General features: G+C 73.5%; 18 protein-coding genes and 1 riboswitch. Of the genes, 10 read left to right on the forward strand and 8 right to left on the reverse strand.

What is annotated here, in order from left to right:
* Window positions 1–11: 11 nt before the first annotated feature.
* The 3 genes from GEV28_RS03300 to GEV28_RS03310 form a co-directional block, all read right to left on the reverse strand.
* Window positions 12–230 carry a hypothetical protein gene (locus GEV28_RS03300; protein WP_291408430.1) on the reverse strand — a complete coding sequence of 73 codons (219 nt, stop codon included), beginning with the start codon at window positions 228–230 and terminating at the stop codon, window positions 12–14.
* A 112-nt stretch (window positions 231–342) separates the two neighbouring features.
* A complete protein-coding gene (locus tag GEV28_RS03305) occupies window positions 343–1,050 on the reverse strand; it encodes an NIPSNAP family protein (protein ID WP_291408432.1) in 708 nt (235 codons plus the stop codon).
* Window positions 1,051–1,134: 84 nt separating this feature from the next.
* Window positions 1,135–3,096, reverse strand: coding sequence for a hypothetical protein (locus GEV28_RS03310; protein WP_291408434.1), 1,962 nt, complete (start codon window positions 3,094–3,096; stop codon window positions 1,135–1,137).
* A gap of 175 nt (window positions 3,097–3,271) precedes the next feature.
* Here GEV28_RS03310 and GEV28_RS03315 point away from each other — a divergent pair, with 175 nt between their 5' ends.
* From GEV28_RS03315 to GEV28_RS03330, 4 genes are all read left to right on the forward strand, one after another.
* Entirely contained in the window at window positions 3,272–3,613 is a 342-nt protein-coding gene (locus GEV28_RS03315; protein WP_291408436.1) for a hypothetical protein, read from the forward strand.
* Window positions 3,597–4,064, forward strand: a complete 468-nt coding sequence (locus tag GEV28_RS03320) for a hypothetical protein (protein ID WP_291408438.1) — start codon at window positions 3,597–3,599, stop codon at window positions 4,062–4,064. The genes GEV28_RS03315 and GEV28_RS03320 overlap by 17 nt, the downstream gene beginning before the upstream one ends.
* Window positions 4,065–4,068: 4 nt before the next feature.
* Window positions 4,069–4,476, forward strand: a complete 408-nt coding sequence (locus GEV28_RS03325) for a hypothetical protein (RefSeq protein ID WP_291408439.1) — start codon at window positions 4,069–4,071, stop codon at window positions 4,474–4,476.
* A gap of 73 nt (window positions 4,477–4,549) precedes the next feature.
* Window positions 4,550–5,692: an alkaline phosphatase PhoX gene (locus GEV28_RS03330; protein ID WP_291408441.1), complete on the forward strand. Its 1,143-nt coding sequence runs from the start codon at window positions 4,550–4,552 to the stop codon at window positions 5,690–5,692.
* Window positions 5,693–5,705: 13 nt separating this feature from the next.
* Here GEV28_RS03330 and GEV28_RS03335 read toward each other — a convergent pair whose 3' ends face one another.
* Window positions 5,706–6,011: a 4a-hydroxytetrahydrobiopterin dehydratase gene (locus tag GEV28_RS03335; protein WP_291408443.1), complete on the reverse strand. Its 306-nt coding sequence runs from the start codon at window positions 6,009–6,011 to the stop codon at window positions 5,706–5,708.
* A 44-nt stretch (window positions 6,012–6,055) separates the two neighbouring features.
* Window positions 6,056–6,167, forward strand: a riboswitch (TPP riboswitch).
* Here GEV28_RS03335 and GEV28_RS03340 point away from each other — a divergent pair.
* From GEV28_RS03340 to GEV28_RS03350, 3 genes are all read left to right on the forward strand, one after another.
* The gene (locus tag GEV28_RS03340; RefSeq protein ID WP_291408445.1) at window positions 6,161–7,207 is read left to right on the forward strand and encodes a thiamine ABC transporter substrate binding subunit; all 1,047 of its coding nucleotides are present in this window, start codon (window positions 6,161–6,163) and stop codon (window positions 7,205–7,207) included. Its footprint overlaps the riboswitch before it by 7 nt.
* A gap of 189 nt (window positions 7,208–7,396) precedes the next feature.
* On the forward strand, window positions 7,397–8,950 hold the full coding sequence (locus tag GEV28_RS03345) for an iron ABC transporter permease (RefSeq protein WP_291408575.1): 1,554 nt from the start codon (window positions 7,397–7,399) through the stop codon (window positions 8,948–8,950).
* A complete protein-coding gene (locus tag GEV28_RS03350) occupies window positions 8,950–9,966 on the forward strand; it encodes an ABC transporter ATP-binding protein (protein WP_291408448.1) in 1,017 nt (338 codons plus the stop codon). The genes GEV28_RS03345 and GEV28_RS03350 overlap by 1 nt, the downstream gene beginning before the upstream one ends.
* On the opposite strand, the gene GEV28_RS03355 is transcribed toward GEV28_RS03350, so the two are convergent.
* Genes GEV28_RS03355 through GEV28_RS03365 form a run of 3 tightly spaced genes read right to left on the reverse strand, consistent with a single transcriptional unit; the run spans window position 9,967 to window position 12,934 of the window.
* Window positions 9,967–10,836: an ABC transporter permease subunit gene (locus GEV28_RS03355; protein ID WP_291408450.1), complete on the reverse strand. Its 870-nt coding sequence runs from the start codon at window positions 10,834–10,836 to the stop codon at window positions 9,967–9,969.
* Window positions 10,833–11,855: an ABC transporter ATP-binding protein gene (locus tag GEV28_RS03360; protein ID WP_291408451.1), complete on the reverse strand. Its 1,023-nt coding sequence runs from the start codon at window positions 11,853–11,855 to the stop codon at window positions 10,833–10,835. The genes GEV28_RS03355 and GEV28_RS03360 overlap by 4 nt, the downstream gene beginning before the upstream one ends.
* Before the next feature lie 14 nt (window positions 11,856–11,869).
* Window positions 11,870–12,934 carry an outer membrane lipoprotein carrier protein LolA gene (locus tag GEV28_RS03365; protein ID WP_291408453.1) on the reverse strand — a complete coding sequence of 355 codons (1,065 nt, stop codon included), beginning with the start codon at window positions 12,932–12,934 and terminating at the stop codon, window positions 11,870–11,872.
* 270 nt (window positions 12,935–13,204) lie between these two features.
* Between GEV28_RS03365 and GEV28_RS03370 the strand changes: the two genes are divergently transcribed.
* From GEV28_RS03370 to GEV28_RS03380, 3 genes are read left to right on the forward strand one after another with little or no spacing between them, the layout of a single operon-like run.
* A complete protein-coding gene (locus GEV28_RS03370) occupies window positions 13,205–13,921 on the forward strand; it encodes a response regulator transcription factor (RefSeq protein ID WP_291408455.1) in 717 nt (238 codons plus the stop codon).
* Window positions 13,918–15,267 (forward strand): HAMP domain-containing sensor histidine kinase, encoded by a 1,350-nt coding sequence (locus tag GEV28_RS03375; RefSeq protein ID WP_291408457.1) that lies wholly within the window; start codon window positions 13,918–13,920, stop codon window positions 15,265–15,267. The genes GEV28_RS03370 and GEV28_RS03375 overlap by 4 nt, the downstream gene beginning before the upstream one ends.
* On the forward strand, window positions 15,249–16,058 hold the full coding sequence (locus tag GEV28_RS03380) for an NUDIX domain-containing protein (RefSeq protein WP_291408459.1): 810 nt from the start codon (window positions 15,249–15,251) through the stop codon (window positions 16,056–16,058). Before GEV28_RS03375 ends, GEV28_RS03380 begins: the two co-directional genes overlap by 19 nt.
* Here GEV28_RS03380 and trpS read toward each other — a convergent pair.
* Window positions 16,035–17,012, reverse strand: a complete 978-nt coding sequence (trpS, locus tag GEV28_RS03385; RefSeq protein WP_291408461.1) for a tryptophan--tRNA ligase — start codon at window positions 17,010–17,012, stop codon at window positions 16,035–16,037. The genes GEV28_RS03380 and trpS overlap by 24 nt on opposite strands.
* Window positions 17,013–17,019 lie beyond the last annotated feature (7 nt).

Raw genomic sequence — 17,019 nt, forward strand, 5'->3', positions numbered from 1 at the left:
GGCGTCCTTCCTCAGTGGACGGCGCGGACGGGCTCCGTCGGGGTCGGGGCCATGCCGGCGGCGACGAGCGCGGCGGCCCGGATCGCGTCGTGCAGCTGCCAGATCGACTGCGGTGGCAGGTAGAAGCCCTCGCCGGGGGGCGGAAGCACCGCGACACGTCCGTCGGAGACGGTGACCACCAGGCTGCGCTGCCGGTCCAGGCCATCGACCACCGGAACATCCCAGATCATTTGCGGCTCCATTGTGCCACCTCCGAAGTGCGCTGTGACGCTCTGAGGGTCGCCGGGAGGCCGGTCAGTGTTACGGGTCGCCGGCACGCGTCACTCTGCGTCCGGCGGTCACTCAGCGCAGGAGGGAGCGTGCGGTGGGCGCCAGGTGGAGCTGCTCGGGCCCGCGCGCGAGGTGCTTGGTGAGCAGCGGCAGCAGGTCGTGCGTCCACCGGGTCGACCGGCCGAGCGTGCGGATGTGCTCGTGGTGCGCGTCCTGGTCGGCGAACGCGGCGACCCACGCGAACACGTTCTCGCCGGTGCGGATCGGCAGCGCGGGGAAGTTGTTCTCGGCCGGGTCGGTGCGCAGGCACGCGAGCGGCGGGGCGCCGGTGTCGGCGAGCAGCGGCGCCACCTCGCGGACGAAGAGGCCGGCGAACTCGTCCCCCGCGTGCGGGGACAGGTGGTAGAGCGTGACGGTCACGAGCGAGGACGGCTCGGCGTCCGACCGGGTCGCGGGCAGGTCGAAGCCGGTCTCCGGAGTGGCCGGGCGCAGCAGCAGGACGTCGTCCGAGTCGATCATCGTGGCGTTGGCCGTGTTCCGGTGCTCCTGCCAGACCGGTCCGCCGTAGAAGGCGCCGAGGGCCTCGGCCCGGGTCGCCATGTCGGGGAATCCCCTGAACCACACGAACCGGTCGCCGTCGTCCAGGTCCCGGAACTGCCCGTACACCCGCATGCCGACGGCTTCCTGCGGCTCGACGAGCTCGCGGTCGAAGAGGTCGATCAGCACGTCCCGCCGGCCCGGACGCAGCGTGTACTGCCGGAGCTCGAGAACCTCGGTCATCGCGGCGCCGCTCCTCTTCTGCGGTGGGAGACTCGGGTGAGCGACACCCTATTCGGGGAGACCGACAAGAACGCGTGCGGAGGGTCAGCCCGTCGGGATGGCCACGCAGGGCGCGCGGCCGCAGACGTCGACCACCTCGCCGGTCTCCAGGAAGTGCGCGGCCTGCGCGCGGGCGGCCGGCGTGTTGCCGGTGTCGCCGTGCGGGTCGTGGCCCTGGGTCGGCGGCAGGTTGCCCTGCGGCGGGGTCGGCGTGCCGCTGTCCCAGACCACCAGCGCCGAGCCGCGGAACGGGAAGCGCGGCACCGCGCGCAGGTCCCACTGCGGCTCGACGGCCGGGTCACGGCCCGGCGCGAGGGTCGGCCGCATGACGTGAATCCCCAGCGTGCGGGCCTCGACCTCGGTCGCGATGTTGGCCACCTGGTGGTCGCCGAACGCTTGGTGCAGCAGCACGCGCTTCACCGGTGTGCCGGGCAGCGGGTCGCGGGTGATGTGCCGGACGTAGCCGTTGCCCTCGCCGCGGTCCCACAGCATCTGCATCAGCGCGAAGCCGAGCTGCTGGTCGAGCCGGTCCGGGTAGGACGCGTCCATGATCGGCGCCAGCAGCTGGAACGGCGCGGCCCGGTTGAGCAGCGTCGAGAAGTTGGTCGCCGGCACGATCAGCACCGACCGGGTGAAGTCCTGCGCCAGCGCGGTGAGCGCGGTGCCCTGGATCCCGCCGAGACTCGCGCCCGCGTAGCCCAGTCCCGCGCCCGCGTCGAGCAGGCCGGCGAACTCGGGCAGCGCCGCGAACCCGTCCGGATGGATCATGGCGCGGCCCAGGAACATCATGTTCAGGTACGCCTGCTGCATCCGGTCCGGCAGCGACGGGAAGCCGGACAGCTCGCCGAGCACGCTCACGACGTACGGCACGTCCTCGGTCGACATGCCGAGCCAGCTCGCCCCGCACGGCAGCGAGTTGCTCTCGTTCGCCACCGCGCCGAGCCCGTCGACCGCCGTGTGGTTGCCGAAGAGGCCGTGCCCCCACAGCAGCGGCCTCGCCGGGCCGCCGGTCGCCGTACTGCGCGGGATGTCGCACTGGAACGTGGCCTGGTAGGTCCCGGTCGGCTCGGGCAGGCCGTCCGGCCCGTAGGTCATCCGCGAGCCGGGTCCGCCGTCCGGGCGGTCGAGGTACTTCGGCACCTCGATCGTGCCGACGATCTTGCGCGTGAACGCGGGGTCCTGCTCCGGCGTCGGGTTCGTCACGCTGCCGATCGTGATCTTCGGCGGCGCGTCGCCGAGCGCGCCGAACGCCTCGTCCCGCACGTGCAGCGCGCGACCGGTGATGTTCTCCGTGCTGGCGACGGTGAAGTCCCAGGCGAGGTTCAGGTCGTCGAGCCGGACGCCGGAGAGCCACAGCTGGACGAGCGCGGGCCGCAGCGTCAGCCACCGGTGGAACAGGGCGGGGTCGCGCGGCGGCAGCCAGCGGAGCATCGACCGGAACGCCGGCGACGCGGCGACCTTCTGGCCGTCCGAGTCCCGCAGATCGCGCAGACCCACGATGTACCGGTGGCCCTCGACGAGGTTGCGAGCCGGCCGGATGATCAGCGCCTGCCGGTCGGGGTCGGTGGCTCGTGAGTCCAGCTCGACCCAGTACGGGTGCCGCTTGCCGGTGTTCGCGTCGATCAGCACGACCGGCGCGTCGCGGCGCAGCGAGCGGCCGATGTCGGTGATCGGCGCGGCGCCGGTCCGGCCGAGATCGATGCCGGGCACCGACGCGAGCAGCATCGAGCCGGGCGAGAAGCCGTCGTTGCGGTTCCACTCGGCCGGGTCGATCGGGACGCCGGCGACGTTGCGCGGCATCATCTCCGGCGTGAGGTTCACCCGGCGGCCGGTCGGCATCGACCGGTCGGGCACGGTGAAGTAGTCGTTGGGGAAGGGCAGCAGGCACTCGGCCGTGCCGATCGGGTCGCACCCGGCCCGCGGTGGCGCGGCGGCGTGCGCGGACGGCACCGCGACGAGCGCGCAGAGCAACACGACGACCAGCGCGGGCACCATCGATCGCTTCATGGCTCTCCCCAGATCAGCGCAAAACGGGCTACCGCCGAACGTGGCACGCGTCACGTTCACCCGCTAGATCCGAACGGGCCAATCGGTGCCGCGCCACCCGCACGCGCGTCCGGGACCTCGGGGCCGAACGGAGCAACCCGTTGGGCCGGAAGGAACGTCGCGCTGTGCGGGTGCCGTGCGGATGTTTGGATTCGAGGAGTACACCCGGCTCTACCCCGAGTCGTGGTCCACGCCGCTGGTCCGCTGGCTGATGTCGACCGTGCCGACGTCGATGATCTTCGACGACCACGATGTGCGGGACGACTGGAACACCTCGCAGACCTGGCGGGACGAGATCTCCAGGACGGACTGGTGGCAGGACCGCGAGCGGGGCGCGCTCGCCACGTACTGGATCTACCAGCACATCGGCGACCTCGCGCCCGAGGACCTCGATGCGGACGAGGTCTACGACAAGGTGCTCGCCGCCGGCCGCGAGGGCGACGCCGCCGACGTGAGCGAGCTTGCGAGCGACCATTGACACAGGGCGACCGCGAGCGGCGTCACCGAGCCGGCGAGGGGATGTCGGCCGCGTCCTGTCCGGCGACGTGCACCACGTCTACACCGCCCGGGCCACGTTCCCGGAACCGGTCAACGCCGCGGTGTTCCAGCTGACCTGCTCGCCGGTGCACAACAAGGTCCAGAGGTCCATGCGCCCGCTGTTCGTCATGGCGTGGTGGCGCCCGCTCGCGGCGGTGCTGCGCCGGCTGATGTTCCGCTCGCCGCACATCGACCCGCTGCCGGTGGAGTGGCGCACGGTGTCCGGCCCGTACTTCGGCAACGCGATCGCGACGCTGCGGACGAACGGCCGCAAGGCCGAGATGGTCGTGGAGCGCGCCGAGCCCGGGCCGCGGCTGGTCCCGCTGACCACCGTGGCCCTGACCGACCGCCGACCCTCGGGCCGCCGGGGCGGTGACCGCGGGCCAGAATGATCACATGACCCAGCCCTTCGGCTACCAGGCGCCGCCTCCCGCCGGCCGGCTCGTGGTCGACAGCGCCTACGGAGCGGGCGCGTTCATGCTGGCCCGCACCGGGCCGAAGATCGAGGTCGACGGCCGGCCGATCCGCGCGAAGTGGGGCCAGTGGCCGCTCGACCTGCCGGCCGGCAGCTACCACGTGCGGGTCAGCACGCGCTACCTCGGCGAGTTCGGCCCGGCCGAGCACGCGGTCACGGTCCACCCGGGGCAGCACGTCGTCCTGTACTACCGCGCGCCCGCGGCCATGGGCATGCGCGGCTCGATCGGGTTCACCCCGCAGAAGACCCGCGGCCTGGGCCTGGTGACGGTCCTCTCCGTGCTCGCCCTCGTGCTGGCGTTGGTGGTCGCGGCGCTGCTCCTGTCCTGAGCGTTCGCTGGGCCGTTCGGCCTACGTCGGTGGTCGCTGTTCGGACATGGCCGATCACGTTACGTTGCAGGGCATGGAGCGACGCGGCTTTCTTCGGGTGTCGGTGGTCGGGGCGGCAGCGGCGGCGTTCGGTGGCGCCTCGTGGTTGGAGGCGTTCTCGGCGACGGCCGATCCGGGTGACGGACCCTACGGTCCCCTCCTTCCCGCCGACGGGAACGGACTGGCGCTCCCCCAAGGTTTCACCGGCCGGGTCGTGGCGCGCACCGGCGAGCGGGTCGGGGACGCGGCCTACCGGTGGCACCTCGCCCCGGACGGCGGCGCCTGCTTCGCCGACGGCGCCGGGTGGGTATACGTGTCCAACAGCGAGGTGCCGCTGCTGGGCGGCGCCGGCGCGATCCGGTTCGGACCCGACGGGTCCGTTGTGGACGCGTACCGGATCCTCGACGGCACGGACGTGAACTGCGCCGGAGGGGCGACGCCGTGGCAGACCTGGCTCTCCTGCGAGGAGGTCGACCGCGGCGAGGTGTACGAGACCGACCCGTTCGGCGTCGCGGCGCCGGTCGTGCGGCCCGCGATGGGCGTGTTCAAGCACGAGGCGTGCGCGGTCGACGCCGACCGGCAGGTGGTCTACCTGACCGAGGACGTGCCGGACGGCGGCCTCTACCGGTTCACCCCGGCGACGTGGCCGGACCTGTCCGCCGGCCGGCTGGAGATCATGGTCGGCCCACCGGAGCTGACCGAGGGCCCGGTGACCTGGGCGGAGGTGCCCGACCCGGCCGCGGGCGACGAGGCCACCCGCTACCAGGTCGACGGCGCGAAGCCGTTCGACGGCGGCGAGGGCTGCTACTACGCGGGCGGCACGTGCTGGTTCACCACCAAGGGCGACAACCGCGTGTGGCACCACGACGCGGCGGCGGGCACGCTGGGCCTGACCTACGCGGCCGACGCCCCACTGTCCGGAGTGGACAACGTGACCGGCGCGGCGAGCGGCGACCTGTTCGTGGCCGAGGACGGCGGGAACCTGGAAATCTGCCTGATCACCCCCGATGGCGTGGTGGCCCCGTTCGTCCGGGTCGACGGCCACGACGACTCGGAGATCACCGGCCCGGCCTTCAGCCCGGACGGCGCGCGCCTGTACTTCTCCTCCCAGCGCGGCACGTCCGGGCTGCCCACCAGCGGCATGACCTTCGAGGTCACCGGCCCCTTCCGGAGCTGACGCCGGCTGATGCCTACGCGGGCGGCGGCGCGATCGCGTCGATGACGCCGTCGATCTCCTCGGCCAGGGACACGTCGGAGGCGGTGATGCCTCCCTCGGAGTGGGTCGTGCAGCGGAACGTCAACGTCCGCCAGCGGATGTCGATGTCCGGGTGGTGGTTGTTGTTCTCGGCGATCTCCGCCACCCGGTTCACCACCTGGATGGCCTGCGGGAAGCTCGTCAGCTCGACCGAGCGCGCAAGCGCACCCTCGTCCAGCCGCCAGTCGGTGAGGCGGCCGAGCGCCTTTCCCTTGTCTTCGTCTCTGAGCAACTCGGGCATACCACCATGGTGGCCCCTCCCCGCCCGAGCCGCACCGGTAGGCTCGTCGTTCTCACGGGAGTCCGGTGCCGCCGGGCTGAGAGGAGGGCGCGGAGCCCTCGACCGTCGAACCTGATCCGGGTCATGCCGGCGCAGGGAGGAGGATCGACATGCACAAGCTCCCCGCAGTTCTGCTGGCGGCCGCTCTGGCGGCGTCGCTCACCGGGTGCTCGCTCACCAACGACGACGACGACGGCGGCGACGCGAGGAAGGTCGTGCTGGTCACGCACGACTCGTTCGCCGCCCGCAAGGAGCTGCTCGACGAGTTCAAGCGCGAGACAGGCATCACGATCGACGTCCGCAAGGTCGGCGACGCGGGTGCGCTGACCAACCAGCTGGTGCTCACCAAGGACAGCCCGATCGGCGACCTCGCCTACGGGATCGACACGACGTTCGCCTCGCGCGCGCTCGACGAGGACGTGTTCGCCGAGTACCGCAGCCCCGAGGCCGGCGAAGGCCCGCAGCGTTACGCCATCGACGACACCGGCCGGCTGACCGCGGTCGACGTCGGCGACGTGTGCGTCAACATCGACCCGGCCGCGCTCGCCATCAGGGGCCTGCCGGAGCCGACGACCTACGCCGACCTCACCAAGCAGGAGTACCGGGACATGCTGGTGGTCGAGGACCCGGCCACGTCCTCCCCCGGCCTCGCCTTCCTGCTGGGCACGATCGCCGCGCTCGGCGAGGACGGCTGGCGGGAGTACTGGATGGCGCTGAAGGGCAACGGGATGCAGGTGGTCAGCGGCTGGGAGGAGGCCTACACCCAGCAGTTCTCCGGCTCGTCCGGCAAGGGCCCGCGGCCGATCGTGGTGTCCTACGCGTCGTCCCCGTCCGCCGAGATCGGCGACGACGGCAAGCCCCGAACCAAGGCCATGCTCGACACCTGCTTCCGCCAGGTCGAGTACGCCGGCGTGCTCAGCGGCGCCGCGCACGCCGACGACGCGAGGAAGGTGCTGGACTTCCTGCTGTCGGAGAAGTTCCAGGCCGAGGTGCCGGACCAGATGTACGTCTACCCGGCGCGGGAGGGCGTGCAGCTGCCCGAGGCCTGGCAGCAGGCGGCGCCGCTGCCGGAGAAGTCCGCCTCGCTGCCGCCGGCCGAGGTGGCCAAGAACCGGGAGCGGTGGATCGACGAGTGGCGCGGTCTCGTCCAGGGCTAGGGCGTGTCTGACGGATCTCGGTCGATGCGATTCGTGAACCAGGTGGCTCCTGGCAAGGCGGAGGAAGGGCCTCGTACTGGACGTACTTGGCCCTTCCGACAACGCCGTGACACAGACAGGGACCGCGCTTGGCGCGAATCGCGCGGCCATGGACCCGTCAGACACGCCCTCGCGCCTGCGCTGGTTGCGCTGGTACCGCTGGGGTTCCTCGCGGTCTTCTTCGTGTGGCCGGTGGTCGCGATCCTGCGCCTGGGCCTCGCCGAGGGCGGCGTGGTCGACGTGCTCGCGCGGGCGGAAACCTGGCAGCTGGTCGGGTTCACGGTCGGGCAGGCGGCGGCGTCGACCGCGCTGGCGCTGGTCGCCGGGCTGCCGGTGGCGTTCCTGCTGGCGCGGACGTCGTTTCGGGGCCTGGGTCTCGTACGCGTGGTGATCCTGGTGCCGTTCGTGCTGCCGACGGTGGTGGTCGGGCTCGCGTTCCGCACGCTGCTGCCCGACGGCGGGGTGTTCACGATCGTGCTGGCCAACGCGTTCTTCAACGTGGCGGTGGTGGCGCGCACGGTCGCCGGGCTGTGGTCGCACCTCGACCGGCGCGCGACCGATGCGGCGCGGTCGCTGGGCGCGTCCCCCGCGCGGGCGTTCACCTCGGTGACGCTGCCCGCGCTGGCGCCGGCGGTCGGCTCGGCCGCGGCGGTCGTGTTCCTGTTCTGTGCCACGAGCTTCGGGGTGGTGCTGATCCTCGGCGGGGCGCGGTTCCGGACCCTGGAGACCGAGATCTACCTGCGCACGGTCGAGCTGCTGGACCTGTCCGGCGCGGCCGCGCTGTCGTTGCTGCAGGTCGTCGCGGTGGTCGCGGCGCTGACCGTCGGGGCGCTGGCCCGGCGCCGCCGCGAGACGGCGCTGCGGCTGCGCGGTCGTGCGTCGGTGGCCCGCCGGCCGAGCGGCGGTCTCGAGTGGACGGTCACCGCGGTCGCGGCCGCGGTGGTCGCCTTGCTCCTGCTGCCGGTGACGGTGCTGGTCGGGCGGTCCTTCGCCGGCGGGCTCGCCGGCTACCGGGCGTTGACCGGCACGGGGTACGCCGGCTCGCTGCAGGTGTCCGGTGTGGAGGCGGCGCTGAACTCGGTGCGCGCGGCGACGGACGCGACGGTGCTGGCGGTGACGCTCGGGACGCTGGCGAGCGTGGTGCTGGTGTCGCTGTCGCGCGGCCGGGTGCGGCGCGGCGTCGTCGAGACGATGGACACCGCGCTGATGCTGCCGCTCGGGGTGTCCGCGGTGACGGTGGGCTTCGGCTACCTGGTGACGTTGGACCTGTTGCCTGGCGACCTCCGGACGTCCGCGGCGCTGGTGCCGCTGGCGCAGGCGCTGGTGGTGACGCCGCTGGTGATCCGGATGCTGCTGCCGGTGCTGCGCTCGATCGACGTCCGGCTGCGCCAGGCGGCGGCCTCGCTGGGCGCGTCGCCGGGGCGGGTGTGGCGCGAGGTCGACGTGCCGCTGGCCGGCCGGTCGCTGCTGACCGCGTTCGCGTTCGGCTACGTGGTGGCGCTGGGCGAGTTCGGCGCGACGAGCTTCCTCGCGCGCCCGGACACCGCGACGCTGCCGGTGGCGATCGCGCGGCTGCTGTCGCGGCCGGGTGAGCTGAACAACCAGATGGCCTACGCCGCCTGCACGTTGCTCATCGTGGTGACCGTCGCGGCGGTCGCGCTGGTGGAGTCGGTGCCGGGCCGGTCCGGGGTTGGGGAGTTCTGATGGCTGGGTCGACCACGCGACTGTCGGTGCACGGCCTGACGGTCCGCTACGGCGAGCTGACCGCGGTGTCCAAGGTGGACCTGTCGGTCGCGGACGGCGAGGTGCTCGCCCTGCTGGGCCCGTCCGGCTGCGGGAAGTCGACCCTGCTGCGGGCGGTGGCCGGGCTCGAGCCGGCGGCCGGGCGGGTGTGCTGGGACGGCGGGGACCTGGCCGGGGTGCCGGTGCACAAGCGCGAGTTCGGCCTGGTCTTCCAGGACGGCCAGCTGTTCCCGCACCGCGATGTCGCCGGGAACGTGGCGTTCGGCCTGCGGATGCGCCACCTCGGCCGGTCCCCGGAGCGGGTGGCCGAGCTGCTGGAGCTGGTCGGGCTGGCCGGCTACGAGACCCGCAAGGTGACCGAGCTCTCCGGCGGCGAGCAGCAACGCGTGGCGCTGGCGCGAGCGTTGGCCCCGCGCCCTCGGCTCCTGCTGCTGGACGAGCCGCTGTCCGCGCTGGACCGGGCGCTGCGCGAGCAGTTGGCGATGGACCTCGCGCGGGTGTTGCGCCTGGCCGGCAGCACCGCGCTGGTGGTGACCCACGACCACGACGAGGCGTTCACCCTGGCCGACCGGGTGGCGGTGATGCGGGCGGGGCGGATCTACCAGGTGGGCCCGCCGACGGAGGTCTGGCGCCGGCCGGTGGACGACGAGACGGCCCGGTTCCTGGGCTGCGGGCTGATCATCCCCGCGACCGTCCACGAGGGACGGGCGAGCTGCGAGCTGGGCGAGGTGGCCCTGCCGTGGGCCCCGGACGGTGCGGCGCGGCTGGGCCTGCGGCCCACCGCGTTGCGGCCCGCCACCTCGGGCATCGAGGGCAAGGTGCTGCAACGGGTCCACCGCCGCGACCACGTCCGCCTGCAGGTCCGGCTCGAGAGCGGCCTGGTGGTCGACGCCGTGGCCGGTGTGCTCGACACCCCGGACGACGAGGTCACGCTCGCGCTGGACCGGGACGGCATCGCCCTGGTCGGCCGGCCCTGATCAGCCGTCCCGGGTGACCAGCCGGGCGAGGGCCAACGAGTAGCCGATCACGACGTAGCAGGCGGCGCGGAGCAGACCGTCGGTGATGGCGTCGGTGGGCATGGGGTCGCGGGCCACGTCGGCGAGGGCCTCCCAGCCGTTGGTGATCAGGACCGGGTGCAGCCAGTCCAGCGAGGAGATCGCGCCGAGCACGGTGAACACGATGATGCCGCCGAGCGTCGTGGCCAGCACCACCAGCGGGTGGTCGGTGCACGCCGAGATCGCGAGCGCGACCGCGGCGACCGCCCACATCTGGATGGTGACGAGCAGCGCCAGCAGCGCGACCCGGCCGAGCGCCTGCCCGAACGGCAGCGTCGTGCCGGACATCGTCAGCATGCCGTCGCCGCCGAGGATCGTCATCCCCGCGACCACCCCGACCACCGCCAGCACGGTGACCGCCAGCAGGCAGAGCACCGCGACACCGAAGGCCTTCACCGCGAGCAGCCGGGCCCGGCCGACCGGCGCCAGCAGCAGGTTGCGCAGGCCGCCCGTGGCCGCCTCGCCCGCGAGGGTGTCGGCCGACCACATCGTGCCGAGCATCGGCAGCAGCATGACCACCGACAGCAGCAGCGTGAACACCGGCAGGATCATCCCGTTGTCGGCGACGATCGAGGCCACGCCCTGGAACTCCTGGCCCGGTCCGGCCGGCGCGGCGGTGGAGGCCACCGAGATACCGATGCCGGCGACCACCGGCACCAGGGCGACCAGCCCCAGCGCGATCAACGTGCGCGGGCGGCGCAGCATGAACCGCAGCTCGGCCCGCAGCAGCCGCGAGATCGGCGCCGTCGTCCTGGTCACGGCCCGGGCCACGGGCACGGCGACGGCGGTCATCGGGACTCCTCGGCCAGGAGCTCGCGGTGGTCCACGTCGGACAGGCGGGCCTCGGTGGACTCGGCCTCCGTCAGCCGGGCGAACAGGTCCTCCAGGCCGGTGCGCTGGCGGCGGACCTCGTGGACCGCCACGTCGGCCCGGACGAGGGTCGCGACGACCTCCGGGGCCGTGGTCGCGGTGAGGTCCACGTGCACGCCGTCGGGGGTGGCCCTGGCGGGCACCCGGTTGTCGCGCAAGGCGTTCACCGCGACGGTGACGTCCGGGGTGGCGACCAGCAGGCCGGCGTCGCCGGCCTCCAGCAGCTCGGTGAGCTCGCCCTGCGCCACGACCGATCCCTGGTGCAGCACGGCGACGTGCGTGCAGGTGGCCTCCACCTCGGTCAGGAGGTGCGAGGACACCAGCACCGTGGTGCCGGACGCGTGGAGGTCGGCGATGACCGCGCGGACCTCCCGGGTGCCGGCCGGGTCGAGCCCGTTGGTCGGCTCGTCGAGCACCACGAGCTTGCGCGGCAGCAGGAGCGCGGCGGCCAGGCCCAGGCGCTGCTTCATGCCCAGCGAGTAGCCGCGGTAGCGGCGACCGGCCGCGGCGGCGAGCCCGACCCGCTCCAGCGCGGCGGCGACCGCGCGGGCGATGTCGCGGGTGGCCAGGTGCGGCTCGGCGGCCGCGCAGCGCATGAGGTTCTCCCGACCGGACAGGAACGGGTGGAAGCCCGGACTCTCGACCAGCGCGCCCACCTCGGGCAGCGCATAGCCGAGGCCGCCGGGGAGCTGGTGGCCGAGCAGCTCGACCGCACCGGCGGTGGGCGTGACCAGGCCGAGCAGCATCCGGATCGTGGTGGTCTTGCCGGAGCCGTTGGGCCCCAACATGCCCAGCACCGACCCGACCGGCACGTCGAGGTCGACGTGGTCGACCGCGACCGTCCGGCCGTACACCTTGCGCAGGTTGCGCGTGCGGGCGGCCAGCCGGGCGGGAGCCCCCGCGGCGGTCGCCGCGGGGGCCTCCGGATCCCCGATCACCATGCCGGTCACGGTAGTCACTTGCCGAGTGCCTCGGTGAGCACCTGCTGCGGCACGGCGCCGATCGCCACCCGGCCGTCCTCGGTGATCAGTGCGGTACCGACCTTGGCGCTGATGACCCAGCCGGTGCCGAAGTCGCCGTGCACCTGCTTGGCGAACCGGCTCAGCAGCGCGGTCGCGTCGCCGTTGCCGCTGCCGCCCGACATGGCCAGCGCACCCTCCGGCAGCTTGCCGGTGAGCACCGTGTCCCAACCCTCGCCCACGGTCTGGCCGTCGAGCTGGGAGAACAGCTCGTCCGGGGACTGGCCCTTGAACTCCTCGTTCGGGTCGTGCTCGGTGACCGTGGCACCCGCGGGCGGGCTGAACCGGAACAGGTTCGCGTCCTGCGGGCCGTCGCTGAACTCGGTGAAGCCGACCTCGAGCGCCGGGTCGGCCTGGCCGTTGGCCAGCACCTCGAGCCGCAGCGGCACCCGGGTCTCGGAGTCGACCGACACGCGGATCTCGCGCAGCAGCGTGCGCTCGGTGGGCTTGGGCGCGAGCACCAGCTGGTAGACCGGCCGGCCGGCGACGCGGGCGGTGCCGTCGACGTCGACCGTGCTGTCCGCCCGCATCGCGTTGACCAGGTCGCGGGCGGCGGTGGCCGGGTCGGCGAACTTGCCCTCGAGCGGGGTCGCCTTGTCCTGGTCCGCGCCGTGCGGCACCTTCTGGACGGTCTTGTCCTGGGAGCTCCAGACCCACACCGTCGAGCCGTCGTCGACGACCGTGGTCTCGCCGCCGCGGCCGGGTATCGAGATCCGGCCCCGACCCTCACCGTCGGCGAAGACCCGGACGGCGTCGCCGCCGCCCATGGACGTCGGCAGGCCCGGGATGGGCAGGCCGAGGTTGTTCCGCAGCTCGACGGAGCCACCGAGCGCCGGCACCTCGGTGCTCAGCACCGACTCGACCAGAGCGTCCGCACTGATCGGCGGCAACGCGGGCGGCGCCTCTCCGGCCCCGGCCGGCGACGCCAGCAGCACCAGGCCGGCCACGCCCGCGGCGGTACCCACCGCCGCGAACGACAGCGCGGTCTTCTTGGAATTCATCACGCACCCCTTTGGTCAGCTCCATGACGTTCCCGTGACAGTCACATTGCCTCACCGCGACTGAGATGACGCTGAGAGTGGTTCCCGCAGCCGTGAGCGAGAGTGCCGGAGCGTTCGCCGTCTGGACGTAGGAGCAGCACAGGCGCGCCAGCGCCGAAGCAGCGCACGGAGGAAGACGGCGAGTAGCGGAGAAGCGAAGCGAACCACTCAACACTGAGAGACTGCTGAGAGCCGGCGCATCGTGTCCCTCGTTAGCGGCATGCTGGGCGCATGAAGCCGCGGGTGCTGGTGGTGGACGACGAGCTCGGTGTGCGTAGGGCGCTGCAGCGCGGGCTGGGGGCCGAGGGCATGGAGGTCGTCGTCGCGGGGGACGGGCCGTCCGCGCTGGACATCGCCCGCACCGGGGCGTTCGACGTGATCCTGCTCGACATCATGTTGCCGGGGCTCTCCGGCTACCGGGTGCTCCAGGCGCTGCGCGCCGAGGGGGTGAGCACCCCGGTGCTGCTGGTGTCGGCCAAGGACGGCGAGATCGACCAGGCCGACGGCCTCGACCTGGGGGCGGACGGCTACCTGGTGAAGCCGTTCTCGTTCGTGGTGCTCGTCGCGCAGGTGCGTGCGGTGCTGCGGCGCGGCGTGGGCGACGGGGCCGAGCGTCGGCTGCGGGTGGGCGAGCTGCTGGTCGACCGGGCGATGCGTGAGGTGCGGTTCGCCGGGGTGGTCGTGCCGCTCTCGCCGCGGGAGTTCGCGGTGCTCGAGGTGCTGGCCAGCCGCGCGGGCGCGGTCGTCACGAAGGACGAGCTCCTGCGCACCGTGTGGGGCGACGAGCTCGCCGCCACGCGCAACGCGGTCGAGGTGTACGTCGGATATCTGCGCCGGAAGTTGGCCGCGGCGGGCGCGGGTGGGATCGTGCGTACCGTGCGTGGACACGGATATGTGGCGTCGAGCACTGAGCTGGACGCGGTGCTGGAACCCGGGCGCGGCCGTTGAGGGGTGCGCTCGGGCGGATCGTCGGGCGACTGTGGCTGCGGCGGACACTGCGGTTCCGGATAACGAGCGTCGCGACCGTGGTGACCCTGGTCGTGCTGCTGCTGCTCGCCGTCCAGACGAGCCGGGGCATCGGGCCGCTGCTGGTCGACTCCGCGGACGAGCAGCTGCAGACCATCCTCGACGAGGCGGTCTCGCACGTGCGCGCCGGCACCGAGCCGGACGACAGCGCGGTCGGCGTGCGGGCACGGGTGCTGGACACCGCCGGCACGCCGGTCGACGGCGGCCCGCCACCACCGCTCGACCCGGGGGACATCCGCACGCTCAAGGCGGGCACGCCGATGCTCGACCAGAGCGAGAACCCGCCGCTGCGCTGGCTGGGCACTGTCGCGTCCGCGCCGGACGGGTCGCAGCGGCTGGTGGTCGTCGGCACCACGCTCACCGGGTACGTCGCCGCCCAGCACAGCGCGCTGAACTGGCTCGTGGTGGCGGCGATCATCGGCTCGGCGGCGGCGGGCGTCGCGACCTGGCTCGCGGTGCGCTCCTCGCTGCGGCCGGTCGAGCGGCTGCGCGGCGCGGCGACCAGGCTCCCCCCCGGCCGCCGGCTGCCGCTGCCGACCGCGCACGACGAGCTGCGCTCGCTGGCCGCCGCGTTGAACGGGCTGCTGGCCAGGCGGGACGACGCGAGCGAGCGGCTGCGCCGGTTCACCGGGGACGCGGCGCACGAGCTGCGCTCGCCGGTGGCGTCGATCCGGGTGCAGGCCGAGGTGGCGGTGGTCAACCCCGATCCCGACTTCGCGCACGAGGTGCTGACGGAGGTCGTGCACGAGTCCGAGCGACTGTCCACCTTGGTCGAGGGCCTGCTGACGCTGGCCCGCTCGGACGCCGGTGAGCTGCCGCCCGCCGAGCCGGTCGACGTCGTGACCGCGGCCAGGGAGGCGGTCGACCGGCAGCGCGACGGCGGCCCGGTGGTCGCGGTGACCACGCCGAGTGGCGCGTGCTGGGTGCAGGCCGCGCCGGCCGAGGTGGACCTGGTGCTGGACAACCTGCTGCGCAACGCCGTCCGGCACGCGCGGGCGCAGGTCACGGTCACCGTGCTGCCGCGCGCGTCGACGGTGTGGCTGCTGGTGGACGACGACGGGCACGGGGTGGCGCAGGAGCACCGGGAGCGGGTGTTCGACCGGTTCTACCGGGTGCAGGACGACCGGGCCCGGACCTCGGGCGGCTCGGGGCTGGGGCTCGCGCTGGTGGCGGAGGTCGTGCGGCGCCGGGGCGGGTCGGTGGCCGTCGGCGAGTCGCCGGAGGGCGGCGCCAGGTTCCAGGTGCGCTGGTGGGCGCTCACGACGTGACCCTGCTGCGCACCACCCTGCTGGTCGACGCCCCGCACCGGGTGGTGTCGGCGACGTTGACCGAGCGCACGCTGTTCGGCGGCACCGGCGTGCTCGCGCCCGGCGACGAGATCGCCGTGTCCCGCGGCCGGTTCCGGGTCGCCGAGACCACTGTGGACGGGCTGCGGCTCGTGCTCGTGGCCGGGCCGCCGGCCACCTTCGAGCTGCGGGTCCGGCTCGCGCCCACCGCCGCCGGGACACTGGTGACGGCCACCGCCGCGGCGCGGGCGGCGTGGCCCGGCATCGCGTTGCGCCGGCCGCTGCTCGGGCTCCTCACCTCCACCGTGGACCGGATCGGGGCCCGGGCGGAGGCGTTGGCGCTGGCGAAGGTCGTGGTCGGCACCGCGATCGTCCGCGGGCGTACGGTGCTCGCCCAGCAGCGCGCCTACCCGGCCGCGGCCGCCGGCCGCTGGGAGCTGCCCGGCGGCCGGGTCGAGCCCGCCGAGTCCGATGTGGACGCCGCGCGCAGGGAGTGCGCCGAGGAGCTCGGCGTCGACGTCCGGGTCGGCGCGGCGATCGGGCCGGACGTCGCGCTGTCCGAGGACATGCTGCTGCGCGTGTACCGCGCCGAGCTCACCGAGCCCGGCGCGGTACCGCACCCGCACGACCACCAGGCGCTGCGCTGGCTCACCGCGGGCCGGTTGGGCACCGTCGAGTGGCTGCCGGCCGACCGGGTCCTGCTCCCGGCCCTGCGCCGGCTCATCCAGCCGGCCGGCCGGCCCGCTCGGTCAACCCACACCTGCCAGCCGTAGCGCGGTCGCCAGCCGGTGCGCGCCGCGGTCGGTGGCGACCATGGCGCCCCGCTTGCGGATCCGGTCCAGCTCCGTGGTGTCCTCGAGCAGCCCACGCATCCGCTCGCGCAAGGGGCGCAGCTCGTCGATCACCGCCTCGGTGACGGCCTTCTTGACCTCGCCGTACGCGCTGAACCCGGCCGCCACGGCGCGCACCGGCTGCCCCGTGCACGCGGCCAGGATCTCGAGCAGGTTGGCGAGCCCCGGCTGCTCGTCCGGCCGGTACTCCAGCCGCCCGAGCCCGTCGGTGACCGCGCGTCGCACCTTGCGTGCCAGCAGGTCCGGGTCGTCCATGACGAACAGCACGCCGGCCGAGTCGCGCGCCGACTTGTCCATCTTGCGCGACGGGTCGGACAGGTCCCGCACCCGCGCGGCGGCCGGCGGCGTCACCGCCTCGGGCACGACGAACGCCTCGCCGTACGCGCCGTTGAACCGCCGGGCGAGCGCGCGCGCCAACTCGACGTGCTGCGCCTGGTCGTCGCCGACCGGCACCTCGTCGGCGCCCTGCAGCAGGATGTCCGCGGCCATGAGCACCGGATAGGTGAACAGCCCCACCCGCACCGGCGTGGCCGCGAGCTCCCTGGCGGCGCTCTTCTCCTTGAACTGCGTCATCCTGGCCGCCTCGCCGAACGAGCACGAACACTCCAGCACCCACGTCAGCGGCCCGAGCTGGGGCAGCAGGTCGGACTGCACGAAGACCTGCTCCGGCTCGATCCCGGCCGCGACCAGCAGCGCGAGCATCTCCCGGGACCGGGCCCGCAGACGTTGCGGGTGGTAGGGCGTGGTCATGCCGTGCAGGTCGCTGACGAAGTACAGGTCGCCGGGGCGACCCTCGCGCGCCCACCGGCGGATGGCGCCGAGGTAGTTGCCGAGAGTGGCGGGCCCGGACGGGGTGATCGCGGACAGGCGGGGCATCGGTCTC

It is taken from the genome of Actinophytocola sp. (assembly GCF_009379765.1).
In the GTDB taxonomy this organism is placed as follows: Bacteria; Actinomycetota; Actinomycetes; order Mycobacteriales; family Pseudonocardiaceae; genus Actinophytocola.

Coding starts and splice junctions, on each gene's coding strand:
- GEV28_RS03300 (WP_291408430.1), bottom strand. CDS start 230: ATGATCTGGGATGTTCCGGTGGTCGATGGCCTGGACCGGCAGCGCAGC.
- GEV28_RS03305 (WP_291408432.1), bottom strand. CDS start 1,050: ATGACCGAGGTTCTCGAGCTCCGGCAGTACACGCTGCGTCCGGGCCGG.
- GEV28_RS03310 (WP_291408434.1), bottom strand. CDS start 3,096: ATGAAGCGATCGATGGTGCCCGCGCTGGTCGTCGTGTTGCTCTGCGCG.
- GEV28_RS03325 (WP_291408439.1), top strand. CDS start 4,069: ATGACCCAGCCCTTCGGCTACCAGGCGCCGCCTCCCGCCGGCCGGCTC.
- GEV28_RS03330 (WP_291408441.1), top strand. CDS start 4,550: ATGGAGCGACGCGGCTTTCTTCGGGTGTCGGTGGTCGGGGCGGCAGCG.
- GEV28_RS03335 (WP_291408443.1), bottom strand. CDS start 6,011: ATGCCCGAGTTGCTCAGAGACGAAGACAAGGGAAAGGCGCTCGGCCGC.
- GEV28_RS03340 (WP_291408445.1), top strand. CDS start 6,161: ATGCACAAGCTCCCCGCAGTTCTGCTGGCGGCCGCTCTGGCGGCGTCG.
- GEV28_RS03350 (WP_291408448.1), top strand. CDS start 8,950: ATGGCTGGGTCGACCACGCGACTGTCGGTGCACGGCCTGACGGTCCGC.
- GEV28_RS03355 (WP_291408450.1), bottom strand. CDS start 10,836: ATGACCGCCGTCGCCGTGCCCGTGGCCCGGGCCGTGACCAGGACGACG.
- GEV28_RS03360 (WP_291408451.1), bottom strand. CDS start 11,855: ATGGTGATCGGGGATCCGGAGGCCCCCGCGGCGACCGCCGCGGGGGCT.
- GEV28_RS03365 (WP_291408453.1), bottom strand. CDS start 12,934: ATGAATTCCAAGAAGACCGCGCTGTCGTTCGCGGCGGTGGGTACCGCC.
- GEV28_RS03370 (WP_291408455.1), top strand. CDS start 13,205: ATGAAGCCGCGGGTGCTGGTGGTGGACGACGAGCTCGGTGTGCGTAGG.
- trpS (WP_291408461.1), bottom strand. CDS start 17,012: ATGCCCCGCCTGTCCGCGATCACCCCGTCCGGGCCCGCCACTCTCGGC.